At 64.7% G+C, this 12,371-nt stretch carries 12 protein-coding genes; 7 read left to right on the top strand and 5 right to left on the bottom strand.

Annotated elements, in window-relative coordinates; all coding sequences use genetic code 11:
- Window position 1: 1 nt before the first annotated feature.
- Entirely contained in the window at window positions 2-430 is a 429-nt protein-coding gene (locus CO675_RS41550) for a hypothetical protein (RefSeq protein WP_245452926.1), read from the bottom strand.
- Between the two features lie 50 nt (window positions 431-480).
- On the opposite strand from CO675_RS41550, the gene CO675_RS26550 reads away from it, so the two are divergent.
- Together CO675_RS26550 and CO675_RS26545 are read left to right on the top strand one after the other, a co-directional pair.
- Complete coding sequence (locus CO675_RS26550; protein ID WP_097674796.1) at window positions 481-714, top strand: hypothetical protein; 234 nt, start codon at window positions 481-483, stop codon at window positions 712-714.
- 179 nt (window positions 715-893) lie between these two features.
- Window positions 894-1,160: a hypothetical protein gene (locus CO675_RS26545; protein ID WP_097674795.1), complete on the top strand. Its 267-nt coding sequence runs from the start codon at window positions 894-896 to the stop codon at window positions 1,158-1,160.
- Window positions 1,161-1,219: 59 nt separating this feature from the next.
- On the opposite strand, the gene CO675_RS26540 is transcribed toward CO675_RS26545, so the two are convergent.
- A complete protein-coding gene (locus CO675_RS26540) occupies window positions 1,220-1,921 on the bottom strand; it encodes a fumarylacetoacetate hydrolase family protein (protein ID WP_097674794.1) in 702 nt (233 codons plus the stop codon).
- A 153-nt stretch (window positions 1,922-2,074) separates the two neighbouring features.
- On the opposite strand from CO675_RS26540, the gene CO675_RS26535 reads away from it, so the two are divergent.
- On the top strand, window positions 2,075-3,262 hold the full coding sequence (locus tag CO675_RS26535) for a dipeptidase (RefSeq protein ID WP_097674943.1): 1,188 nt from the start codon (window positions 2,075-2,077) through the stop codon (window positions 3,260-3,262).
- Between the two features lie 3 nt (window positions 3,263-3,265).
- Here the strand turns inward: CO675_RS26535 and CO675_RS26530 are convergent, their stop codons facing one another.
- Window positions 3,266-5,077 (bottom strand): ABC transporter ATP-binding protein, encoded by a 1,812-nt coding sequence (locus tag CO675_RS26530; protein ID WP_097674793.1) that lies wholly within the window; start codon window positions 5,075-5,077, stop codon window positions 3,266-3,268.
- 108 nt (window positions 5,078-5,185) lie between these two features.
- On the bottom strand, window positions 5,186-6,199 hold the full coding sequence (galE, locus tag CO675_RS26525; protein WP_097674792.1) for a UDP-glucose 4-epimerase GalE: 1,014 nt from the start codon (window positions 6,197-6,199) through the stop codon (window positions 5,186-5,188).
- A gap of 137 nt (window positions 6,200-6,336) precedes the next feature.
- Between galE and CO675_RS26520 the strand changes: the two genes are divergently transcribed.
- Entirely contained in the window at window positions 6,337-7,377 is a 1,041-nt protein-coding gene (locus tag CO675_RS26520; protein ID WP_097674942.1) for a glycosyltransferase family 4 protein, read from the top strand.
- Here CO675_RS26520 and waaF read toward each other — a convergent pair.
- On the bottom strand, window positions 7,359-8,423 hold the full coding sequence (gene waaF, locus CO675_RS26515) for a lipopolysaccharide heptosyltransferase II (RefSeq protein WP_097674791.1): 1,065 nt from the start codon (window positions 8,421-8,423) through the stop codon (window positions 7,359-7,361). The genes CO675_RS26520 and waaF overlap by 19 nt on opposite strands.
- Window positions 8,424-8,558: 135 nt before the next feature.
- On the opposite strand from waaF, the gene rfaD reads away from it, so the two are divergent.
- Genes rfaD through CO675_RS26500 form a run of 3 tightly spaced genes read left to right on the top strand, consistent with a single transcriptional unit; the run spans window position 8,559 to window position 12,298 of the window.
- Complete coding sequence (rfaD, locus tag CO675_RS26510; protein WP_097674941.1) at window positions 8,559-9,539, top strand: ADP-glyceromanno-heptose 6-epimerase; 981 nt, start codon at window positions 8,559-8,561, stop codon at window positions 9,537-9,539.
- A gap of 18 nt (window positions 9,540-9,557) precedes the next feature.
- Window positions 9,558-11,030 (top strand): D-glycero-beta-D-manno-heptose-7-phosphate kinase, encoded by a 1,473-nt coding sequence (gene rfaE1, locus CO675_RS26505; RefSeq protein ID WP_097674790.1) that lies wholly within the window; start codon window positions 9,558-9,560, stop codon window positions 11,028-11,030.
- Entirely contained in the window at window positions 11,027-12,298 is a 1,272-nt protein-coding gene (locus CO675_RS26500) for an O-antigen ligase family protein (RefSeq protein WP_097674789.1), read from the top strand. The genes rfaE1 and CO675_RS26500 overlap by 4 nt, the downstream gene beginning before the upstream one ends.
- Window positions 12,299-12,371: the final 73 nt, after the last annotated feature.

The raw sequence follows: 12,371 nt of genomic DNA, 5'->3' as shown, positions 1-12,371 counted from the left end.
GTTAGCAGCCGCGGCAAATGCCCTTGATCTTGCGGTCGACGATCGCGTCTTCCTGATCGATGATCTGCTGCGATGACACCGCCGCTGCCGGAATGTCGGCGGCGCGCGGCTGGCGATGACCGACCGGCGCCAACCATGGTCGCGTCGCGGTTTCATTTGATGCAAATGCACTGGGCTCCTGCGCCGCCGGCTGCGCGAAGCAAGAGGTCGCCATGGTCGCGGACAGGATTGCAGCCAAGCCAAATTGTCCGCCAAGTCGTCGAAGATCGCTCATGAGAATCTCCATGCCATCATCGCCGCGTTGGTGCGCGGCCTTGACGAAATGGAGTGCCTCTCGCGTTCCCGTATTCCCCGGTCCGTCTGATGTGATCGGGCGCTCGCGGTTCGGTGATCGCGCGTGATGAAATAATTTTTCGGCATCCACAGTCATTGGTCACAGGAGCCGAGCTTGTCGGCTTCATCCACGTGCGGAGAAACCCGATGACCAAATTGACCTTCGTGACGCTTGCCCTGGTTGCGGCAGCTGCGTATTCGGCTCAGGCGTCCGCCGCCAGCAACAATGCTGCGGTGCGGCGCGCCCATGCTTCGATGACGACAACGACGACGACACCGGTCAGCAGCAAGACCACCGATTGCGTGCGCGCGCCGAACGTCGGATCGTTCGCAACCGCGCCCTTCACCGAGCCGCCCTGCATGCCCGGCACGATGCGCTGACCACACGCAGCGGAAAGCCCCGGACCTCTGGTCCGGGGTTTCCCGGGCGATGCGATGTCGCCGGAAGCGGCCGCGGAATGGGCGTGACCCACATCACAGCCGGGCCAGTGCGATCGTGCGAAGCGTGCGGCGTCGGAGCTGGCGCATGGTGCCCCGGCCCGAGTTCAAGGAGACGTCGCATGACACGCAATTCGCTTGTTGCCTTCGCTGCCGTTGTCGCGTTCGGCGTTGCCGCGCTGGGCTCCGCGCAGGCTGGCGGACTTCACATGGCGCCGCCGAAGAATGTCGGCGCGAAACTGCCCCCGGGCGGTTCGGGCGGCCCGCATCGCCAGCCGGTCGATCCGCCGCCCTATCTCGGAACTGATTACAGTGGTGACAGTGCGGGCGGCAGTGGAGGTGGCGGATACTTCGGCGACCCCAACCATCCCGGCCACGAGCAGTTCTGAAACGGCAACGGCCCCGAATCTGGTTCGGGGCCGCAGTCTGCGGTGGATCGGATCCGGAGTTACTCCGGCTTGCCGATCGAAACTTTCAGCGTGCCGATGCCGTCGACGCCGCATTCGAGCTTGTCGCCCACTTGCAGCTGCGAGACGCCGGCGGGCGTGCCGGTCATGATGATGTCGCCGGCGGCGAGCTTCACCTGCTGCGAGAGCTGCCAGATGATTTCAGGCACGTTCCAGATCAATTCGGTGAGGTCGCCCTTCTGCGCTTCCTTGCCGTTGACGGTGAGCCAGATCTTGCCGCTTGAGGGGTGGCCGATCTTCGAGGCCGGCTGGATCGCGGAGCAGGGTGCGGAATAGTCGAACGACTTGCCGATCTCCCAGGGCCGCTCCTTCTTGCGCGAGGCGATCTGCAGGTCGCGGCGGGTCAGGTCGATGCCGACGGCATAGCCGTAGACATGCTCGAGCGCCTTGTCGGCGGGAATGTTGAGCCCGCCGCTCTTCATCGCCACCACCAGCTCGACCTCGTGATGCAGGTCCTTGGTCAGCGGCGGGTAGGGAATCGTCGCACCATCAGGCACCAGCATGTCGGCATGCTTGCCGAAGAAGAACGGCGGCGCCCGCTCGTCATTGCCCATCTCCCTGATATGCTCGAGATAGTTGCGGCCGACGCACCAGATGCGGCGGACCGGATAGGTGCCGGATTCGCCGACGACGGGGAGCGAGGGCTGCGGGGGAAGCGGAATGACGGTGGAGGCGGCGTTCATGAACGGGTCCCGGAGGGTTGAAGGAGGGAGCGCGGGCCGTATTTACGCGGTTACGGCGCTGGGGGCTAGGGGCTGCGGCTGCACCAGGCGCAGACGTGAGGCCAACTTTCCGCCGAGCGCGACCGCCTTTGGCCGGCGAAAGCGGTGATGCCGATGCGCAGATGGCTTTCGATCGGCCTCGCGCTGGTTGCCGCCGTCCTGTTCGCCTCGGGTGTTCGCTTCTTTGTGGTCACCCCGGAACGGATCGACCGGGGACAGAACAAGGTCCAGCGCGTGGCGCTGGAGATCACGCCCGCCGCGCAGGCCCTGCAGGCGACGCTCGATGTGGCGGACATGCACGCGGACAGCTTGTTGTGGAAGCGCAACCTGATCGCGCGGTCCGATCGCGGCCATATCGACCTGCCACGGCTGATCGAGGGCCGCTACGCGCTGCAGGTATTCTCGTCGGTCACCAAGTCGCCCAAGGGCCAGAACTATGATGCCAATGCCGGCGATACCGACACCATCACGAGCCTCGCCATCGTCGATCTGCAGCCGATGCGGACATTGTTCTCGTTGCTGCAGCGCTCGCTATGGCACGCCGAGAAACTGCACAGCTTCGCCGACAAGTCCACCGGGCGGCTTCGCGTGATCACGACACCGGCCGACATCGATCGCCTGCTCGCGGATCGCAAGAGCGGCATGACCGTGGTTGGCGGAATGCTGTCGATCGAAGGCCTGCAGGATCTCGAGGGCAACATCGACAATCTCGACGTGCTCTACGCCGCCGGATTCAGGATGGCCGGTCTTGCGCACTTCTTCGACAATGATGTCGCAGGCTCGATGCATGGCGTTGCGAAAGGCGGACTGACGCCGCTCGGCCGCCAGGTGGTGCAGCGGATGGAGGCCAAGGGGATGATCGTCGACCTCGCCCATGCGAGCCATGCCGCGGTCGCCGACGTGCTGGCGATGGCGACGCGACCGGTGGTCTCGAGCCATGGCGGCGTTCAGGCGACCTGCAAGGTCAACCGCAATCTCACCGACGATGAGGTCAGGGGTGTGGCGCGGACCGGCGGCCTCATCAGCATCGGCTTCTGGCAAGGCGCGGTCTGCTCGCTCGATCCGAACAATGTGGCGCGGGCGATTGCCCATGTCCGCGACCTGGTCGGGATCGACCATGTCGGCCTCGGTTCGGATTTCGACGGCTCGATTACCACGGGCTTCGACGCGAGCGGGATTGCCGCCGTGACCCAGGCGCTGATGTCGAACGGGTTCTCCGAGGACGATATCCGCAAGGTCATGGGCGGCAACGTCCTGCTTGTGCTGCGTGCAGGCATTGTCGCCAAGGACGAGAAGGGATAAACCTCAGCCGGTTGCGCTGATCGGCGCCAATGCCAGCAGCGACGGGTCGTGGTGATGCTGCAGGCGGAAGAACGAGGCGTAGCGGCCGCCGCGGCGCAGCAGATCCTCGTGACGCCCGCGCTCGACGATCTCGCCGCCCTCGACCACCAGGATCGCATCGGCATGCATGATGGTGTGCAGGCGGTGCGCGATCACGATCGTGGTGCGGCCCTGGCAGAGATGCTCGATCGCCTCCTGCACCTGCTTCTCGGATTCCGAGTCGAGTGCGGCGGTGGCCTCGTCGAGCAGGATGATCGGCGCGTTCTTGATCAGCGCGCGGGCGACCGCGATGCGCTGGCGTTGTCCGCCGGACAGTTGCGCGCCGTGCTCGCCGACCGGCGTGTCGTAGCCGAGCGGGAAGCTCATGATGAAGTCGTGCGCGCAGGCGGCCTTGGCGGCGTCGACGATCTCGGCCTCGGTAGCGCCGGGCTTGCCGAAGGCAATGTTGGCGCGGATGGTGTCGCGGAACAGATAGACGTCCTGGCCGACATAGGCGGTCTGCCGGCGCAGCGACTTGCGCGAGACCGACAGGATCGACTGTCCGTCGATCAGGATGTCGCCTTCGCGCGTCTCGTAGAAGCGCAGCAACAGGGCGAGCACCGTCGATTTGCCGCCGCCGGACGGACCGACCAGCGCGGTGACCTTGCCTGGCTCGGCCATGAAGCTCAAGCGGTTCAGCACCGGCTCACCGGGCCGATAGGCAAAGCTGACGTCGCGCAATTCGATCCGCGCATCGGAGAGTTTGAGCGCCGGCTTGTCGTCGTCGGCCTGCTCGCTGGCTGGACTGTCGACGACCTCAAGCAGCATCCGCGCGCCGACCAGCTGGCTGTTGAGGTCGATGTTGAGCCGCGCCAGGCGCTTGGCCGGCTCGGTCGCCATCAGAAAGGCGGTCAGGAACGTGAAGAACTGGCCCGGCGTGGAGCCGAGCGCCACCACGCTGTAGCCGCCATACATCAGGCAGCCGGCGACCGCGAAGCCGCCGAGCATCTCCATCAGCGGGTTGGAGCGGTTGGCGACATGCGCCATCTTGTTGGCGTTGCGCTCGACGATGGCGATGTTCTCGTCGATCCGCTGCTGCATGGCGCCTTCCAGCGTGAACGCCTTCACGGTGCGGATGCCCTGCAACGATTCCTGCATCGTCTCCATGATGTCGGCGGTGCCGGTGAACTGGTTGTAGGCGAGGCCCTTGATCCGCTTCACCAGCTTGCGCAGCACCAGCATCGCCGGCGGTACCGCAACCAGCCCGATGAACGACATCAGCGGGTCCTGCCAGACCATGACGGCGACCATGCTGATCAGCATCAGGAAGTCGCGGCCGATCGCATTGACCAGCATGTTGAGCACGTCGGTGATCGACTTGGCGCCGGCGGTGAGCCGCGCCAGGAATTCCGACGAGTGCCGCTGCGAGAAGAAGCCGATGCTTTCGCTCATCAGCTTGGCGAACAATTGCCGCTGGTTCCGCGCCAGGATGGCATTGCTGATCTTCGACAGGATCACCATGTGGCCGTAGGTCGCCACGCCCTTGATGAACAGCAGCACCACCGTGACCCCGGCAAACATCGCGATGCCGGGGATGTTCTTGTCGACATAGGCCTGGTTGATCACCTGGCCGAGCACGTAGGTGGCGCCGGCCGTCGAGCCGGCCGCAACGGCCATCAGGGCGAACGCCGTCAGATAGCGCCGCCAATAGGTGATCCCCTGTTCCGTGACCAGACGGCGAATCAGGATCGCCGCGCCATAGGGATCGTCGGTAATTTTCTTTGGAAACTGAGCCATCCGCGTTCCATTGACGGCGGGCAGCGCCGGCCGTCAGGGTTGCGGACCTCCTTGCCCGCTTGGCGGGGCTTTTTCAAGCACAATAACAGCTTGATAACGGCTTGATTTTTAGGCCGATTCTGCCGGTCGCGCGGCGCCACCGCGCTCCCGGAACAACTTCTCCTCCCAGGCCAGCGCGTGGCTCGCGATGGTCTCGAGATCGTCGTAGCGCGGGGTCCAGTCGAGCAGCGAGCGGATCCGGGTGGTGTCGGCCACCATGGTCATGATGTCGCCGGGCCTGCGCGCGGCATAGGCGACCGCGAAATTGCGCATCGAGACCCGGCGCACCGCCTCGATGGTCTCGAGCACGGAATAGCCGCGGCCGTAACCGCAGTTCATCGTCACCGATTGCCCGCCGCCGCGCAGATAGGACAGCGCCGAGCGATGCGCCTCGACGAGGTCGCTGACATGGATGAAGTCGCGCACGCAGCTGCCGTCCTGGGTCGGATAGTCGGTGCCGAACACGTCGATCTTGGCGCGCTGGCCGGTCGCGGCCTCGACCGCGATCTTGAGCAGATGGGTGGCGCCGATGGTGGCGAGACCGGCGCGGCCCTTCGGGTCGGCGCCGGCGACGTTGAAGTAGCGAAGCACGGCGTAGCTCATGCCATGGGCGGAGGCGACATCATGCAGCATGATCTCGGTCATCAGCTTCGACGAGCCGTAGGGTGACAGCGGACGCGTCGGCGCGATCTCCGGCACCGGCACCTGGTCCGGATTGCCGTAGACGGCCGCGGTCGAGGAGAAGATGAAGCGGTTGACGCCGCCCTTCACCGCCGCGTTGAGCAGGCTGCGCGTCGTCATGGTGTTGTTGCGGTAGTAGCCGAGCGGATCGCGCATCGAATCCGGCACCACGACCGAGCCGGCGAAATGGATGATGCTGTCGATGCCGTGCTGTGCGATCACGCCCTCGACGAGGTTCTCGTCGCCGGCATCGCCAATGAACAGCGGAACACCTTCGGGCAGGAACGCGGAGAAGCCGCTGGAAAGATTGTCGACGACGACGACGCTCTCGCCGGCATCGACCAGCGCATGAACCATGTGACTTCCGATATAGCCGGCACCGCCGGTCACAAGCACGGTCATGGATAGAGCTCTCCCGATATCCTTAACTGATGATGCTAGCGGGAGTGCGGTGAAGAGGGGGTTTCGCCGCGGCCGAACTGGCCACTATGCTTAATGTTGCGTATAGGAACTGGCACGAAACGGAGACTTGCGTGCCGATCGAGAACACACCTGCCGGCGAGCTCGTGCTCATCGTGCCCAATCTGCACCGACGCTATTCGGGTGTCACCGCGACCAACCGCATGGTCGCGCCGAAGCTCGCCAAGATGTTTCACGCAGGCTGGCTCGGCTCGCATCGGCCTGACGGCATCGACGCGATCGGACTTGCCGATCTGATGCGGCTGTGGCGGCGCGCGCGGCCTGTGATCTGGCACGCGCGGCGCAATGACGAGATGATTGTCGGGCTTGCGTTGCGCGCGCTGGGCTGGCCGCTGAAGCTGCTGTTCACGTCAGCCGCGCAGCGTCATCACACCTGGCTGACGCGCTGGCTGATCCGCAACCAGGATGCGATCATCGCCACCAGCCCGCTGTCGGCCTCCTACCTGAAGCGCGACGCCACCGTGGTGATGCATGGCGTCGATACCGACCGTTACGCGCCGCCGGCCGATCGTGCGAGCGCCTTCGCCGAAAGCGGATTGCCGGGGCGCTATGCGATCGGCTGCTTCGGACGGGTGCGCGCCCAGAAGGGCAGCGACGTGTTCGTCGAGGCGATGTGCAGGCTGCTGCCGCGCTATCCCGATTTCACCGCCGTGATCGTCGGCGCGGTGGTGCCGGAGCAGCTGGCCTTTGCCAATGAGCTGAAGCGGAAGATCGAGGCCGCCGGCCTGCAATCGCGCATCATCATCACGGGTGAGCTTCCGATCGAGGATGTCGTGCGCTGGTATCAGCGGCTGACGATCTACGCCTTCACCTCGCGCAATGAAGGTTTCGGCCTGACCTTGATCGAGGCGATGTCGGCGGGCGCGGCGCTGGTGGCCACGCGCGCGGGCGCAGCCGAGTTCGTGGTCGAGGACGGTACGACGGGCGTGCTGACCCCGCCGGGCGATGTCGACGCCCTGGCGGCTGCGCTCGAGCCCCTGATGCGCGATCCGGCGTCGGCAGCAGTGATGGGCGCGCGGGCACGCCAACGAGTTGTGGATAAGTTCAGCCTCGATGCGGAGGCGAACGCGATCGCCGCGGTCTATCGCACGCTGATCTGAGCCAGCACGCGCTCGGCGATCCCGACGACCTCTTCGGGGGCGATGTCGCGCATGCAGCGATGGTCGTTCATGGTGCAGACCGTGCGCTGGCACGGCTGGCACGGCAGCTTGCTTTTGGTCTGCCGCACCGTCGCGGCGAGCTCATTGAGCGGGGCCCAGAGATAGGGGTCGGTCGGGCCGAAGATGCCCATGGTCGGCGTGCCGATCGCGGCGGCGATGTGCATCAGCCCGGAATCGTTGGCGATGGCGACGCTGGCCGCGGCCATCGCCAGTACCCCGTTGCGCAGATCGGTGCCGGTGAGATCGCGGACCCGCGCACCGCCGGCGGCCGCGATTTCCTGCGCCAGCGCCTTCTCGCCGGGGCCGCCAACCACCCAGACGTCGAAGCCATGCTCGGCGAATAGCCGCGCGGCTTCCGGGTAATAGGTCCAGCGCTTGGAGGCGCCGACCGAGCCGGGCCCGAGCGCGACGGCACGGCCGGTGCCGAGGCCGTTGGACTGCCGCCAGCGCTCGGTCTCGTCCGCGGGAACCCGGAGTTGCGGCACCGGCCATTCGGGCGGGCGGGGGGCGCCGTCAGGCAGCGCCAGCACCGCGTTCTTGTCGATGAAGCGCGGCAGCTTCTTTTCGCCCCAACGCATCGCATTGATCAGGCCGAACCGCGCCTCGCCATAGAAGCCGACCCGTTCGGGAATCCCCGCCAGCGCCGGCGCAATGCCGGACTTCCAGGTGCGCGGCATCACCAGCGCGGTGGCATAGTTCCGCTTCCGAAGCTCGGCGGCCAGCGCCCGCTGCTGGGCCAGCGCCAGCCGGCTGCGTGGTAGGTCGAAAACGACCCCGGCACGGACGCCCGGCATATAATCGACCAGGGGAGCGCAAAGACTTGAGGTCAGAAGGTCGACCGGCCGGTTGGGCCAGCGCTTGCGAAGCACCCTGACCACGGTGTGGCCGCGCACGAAATCGCCGATCCAAACATAGGGCACGATGAGGATGGGTCTGGTATCCTCGGTATCCTGTGTTTCGATGTCAGATATTGAATCAATATTCATTTCTAAACAGGCCAAAGCCGGATCGGTGCGGCCAAGTCGGTAACCGGTTCGCGGTGTGAGGTAAAGCCGTCGTTGCCTGTGGCGCAGGAGTGGGGCAAAGCTGGCGGCTGCAAAGGAATCTGGCAGGATTTCATCATGTTTCTGGTAACCGGGGGCGCCGGTTTTATCGGATCGAACGTCGTGGCCGCGTTGAATGACGCCGGTCGTAGCGACGTGGCGGTCTGCGACATTCTTGGGGACGACGGCAAGTGGCGGAACCTGGCAAAGCGCCAGATCGCCGACTTTGTGCCGCCGGCTGAGTTGATGGCTTGGCTGCAGGGCCGGCGGCTGGATGCCGTCCTCCATCTCGGTGCCATCTCGGAGACCACCGCGACCGACGGCGATCTTGTGATCGAGACCAATTTCCGTCTCTCTATGCGGTTGCTCGACTGGTGTACCGCGACCGGAACCCCGCTGATCTATGCCTCGTCGGCCGCGACCTATGGCGACGGCGACCAGGGCTTCGACGACGATGGTTCGGTGGAGGCGCTGAAGCGCCTGCGACCGATGAACCTGTATGGCTGGAGCAAGAACCTGTTCGATCTCGCGGTCGCCGAGCGCGCTGCGAAAGGCGAGGCTCTGCCGCCGCAATGGGCGGGACTGAAGTTCTTCAACGTGTTTGGCCCGAATGAATATCACAAGGGCCAGATGATGAGCGTGCTGACGCGCCGCTTCGACGACATCAGAGCGGGCCGCGTCGTGCAGCTGTTCAAGTCGCATCGCAAGGGCATCGCTGATGGCGATCAGCGCCGCGACTTCATCTATGTCGACGACGTCGTACGGGTGATGATGTGGCTGATCGCGACGCCGCGGGTCTCCGGGCTGTTCAACGTCGGAACCGGCACCGCGCGCAGCTTCAAGGACCTGATTTTGGCGGCCTATGGCGCGCTCGGCGCGCGGCCGAACATCGAGTATGTCGATATGCCTGAGGAGATTCGCGGCAGTTACCAGTACTTCACCCAGGGCGTTGTCGATCGTCTCGCGCGCGCCGGATACAATGGCGGCTTTACCCGCCTGGAAGACGCGGTCGGGTCCTATGTAAAGGGCTTTCTCGATCGCGCGGATCACTATCGCTAGAGCGGATGACGGTGACTGATGTTTGATTTTGAAGCGATCTCGCGTGCAATGTCCGGCCAGACCGTGCTCTGCGTCGGGGACCTCATGCTCGACGAGTTCGTGTATGGCGAGGTGTCGCGGATCTCGCCAGAGGCGCCGGCGCCGGTGATCGCGGTCAGGCGCAGCGAGATCAATATCGGCGGCGCCGGCAACGTCGCGCGCAATATCGCCGCGCTCGGCGGCCGCTGCATCTTCGTCGGCCTGACCGGCGAGGACGCCGCCGGAACGGTGCTGACCGAAGCGCTGGCGAAAGAGGCGGGGATCGAGGCCGTGCTGGTGCGCGACGCCGCGCGTCCGACCACGCGCAAGGTGCGCTTCGTCTCCGAACAGTTCTCGACCCACATGCTGCGCTCCGATTGGGAGCTCGCCGCGCCGGCCGCTCCCGCCATCGAGCAGCAGCTGATCGACGCGATCCTGCCGCGCCTTGCGCGCGCCGACATCGTGCTGCTGTCCGACTATGCCAAGGGCGTGCTGACCGCGCGCGTGATCCGCAACGTGATCGACGCCGCGCGTCAGGTGGGCAAGCGCGTGATCGTCGATCCGAAGAGCGCCAATCTTGCGATCTATCGCGGCGCGACGGTACTGACGCCGAACCGCAAGGAATTCGCCGAGGCGACCCGCAGCCGTGCCGACAGCCAGGACAGCATCGCGCAGGCCGCACCTGACGCGATGGTCCTCGCCGATTGCGAGGCGATGCTGGTGACGCAGGGCGAGCGCGGCATGACGCTGGTGACGCGGGACGGCGGTTCGATCCACGTGCCGGCGCTGCCGGTCAAGGTGCGCGACGTCTCCGGGGCCGGCGATACCGTTGCTGCGGCGCTGGCGCTGGCGCTGGCTGCCGGTGCCGACTGGGACGGCGTGCTGCGGATCGCGAGTGCCGCAGCTGCGGTCGCGGTCGGCAAGACTGGGACCGCGATCGTCAGGTCCGCCGAATTGCGCCGAAAGATCCTGCCTCACGCGTCGCTGGCAGCCGAGGAGAAAATCGTTCCGGCCGGCGGCGATATCGATGCGTATGTCGAGGAATGGCGCAGGCAGGATCTGCGCATCGGCTTCACCAATGGCTGTTTCGACATCCTGCATCCCGGCCACGTCAAGGTGCTGACCGCCGCGCGCGGCGCCTGTGACCGCCTGATCGTCGGATTGAACAGCGACGCCTCGGTGAAGCGGCTGAAGGGCATGGGGCGGCCGGTACAGAACGAGCGCGCCCGGGCCGAGGTGCTGGCGGCGCTGGAAGCCGTCGACGTCGTCGCGATCTTCGAGGAGGACACGCCGATCAACCTCATCACCAAGGTGCGGCCGAGCGTGCTGGTCAAGGGGGGCGACTATACCCGCGAGAAGGTGGTCGGCCACGAGATCGTCGAGGCCGCCGGCGGGGAGGTGGTGCTGGTCGAGATCCTGCAGGGCCACAGCACGACGTCGCTGGTTGCGCGGGCGCGCGAGGGTAAAGCATGAGCGGGAGCGTGACATCCCCGGCGGCCGCCGCAGCGTGCCCGGCCTGGCGCGACCCGGTGCGTTGGCAGACTGCTGCCGACGTAGTCGCGGTCCTGATTGCGCTGTCGCTGCCGTGGTCGACCTCGCTGGTCGGCATCTTCGGCGTAGTGTTGCTGATCGTAATAACGCCGACGGTTGACCTGAGTGCGTTTTGGGGATTGTTGAAGCGCCCCATCTGCGTGGCGCCGATCATGCTGTTCGGCGTGGCGCTCGTCGGCACGTTGTGGTCGGATGCGCCCTGGAACGCCAGACTCTACGCAGTCGGGCCGACGGCAAAGCTCCTGGTGCTTCCGGTCCTGCTCTATCATTTTCAGCGCTCGGCGCGTGGCAATTGGGTCTTTGTGGCCTTCCTCGTGTCCTGCACGCTACTGATGATGATGTCCTGGCTCATTCTGCTGCATCCTGGCCTCTCACTCAAGCCGCCGGGCCACGCCGAGCGCGGCATCTTTGTTAAGGACTACATCAACCAGAGCCAGGAATTCACGTTATGTGCGGTCGCGCTAGCTTATCCAATCATCGGGCTATTGCGTGAAAAGCGTATTCTACCGGCCGTCTTGCTCATCGCGATCGCTCTGAGCTTTTTCGCCAACATGGCATTCGTCGTGGTATCACGAACCGCACTGGTAACAGTTCCGATCATGCTTGCAGCTTTTGGATTACTGCATTTGCGCGGGCGGAGCGTTATCGTCATCCTGTGTGCCTTTGCCGCATTGGCTGCGATCTCCTGGTATGCCTCGCCGCAATTGCGATGGACCGCCGAGAAATTCACTCGCGAGTATGAACTCTACAAGCAACAAAATGCTCCGACCTCTATCGGGCTCAGGCTTGAGTTTTGGAAGAAGTCCCTCGGGTTCTTTTTGGAAGCGCCGTTGATCGGTCACGGGACCGGATCGACACGTGGCTTGTTCGAACGCGTTGCGACGGGTGGTGCGACTAAGGCATCGGGCGAGGTGATCGGAAATCCCCACAATCAAACGTTGAATGTCGCTGTGCAGTGGGGGCTTGTTGGCGTCACAATACTGTACGCCATGTGGGCGCTTCACCTCCTTCTTTTTCGAGGCGGTGGGTTGGCTAATTGGGTTGGAATTCTTGCAGTTGTGCAGAATGTCTCCACTTCCTTGTTTAATTCACATATCTTCGATTTTCACGAAGGGTGGATGTACGTGTTGGCCGTTGGAGTTGCAGGCGGAATCGCGCTGAAGAGAGACAAGGACCGGACTGGAGCTTGATTCTGTCGCTGGCGTACCGTCCTAGGGCCGATCGACATTCAGGATTCCCAAGTGGTTTGATCACTGATTCATA

It is taken from the genome of Bradyrhizobium sp. C9, from assembly GCF_002532045.1.
Classification (GTDB): domain Bacteria; phylum Pseudomonadota; class Alphaproteobacteria; order Rhizobiales; family Xanthobacteraceae; genus Bradyrhizobium.
Note: the sequence above shows the minus strand (reverse complement) of the source record. Positions and strands in the feature narration are given on the sequence as shown.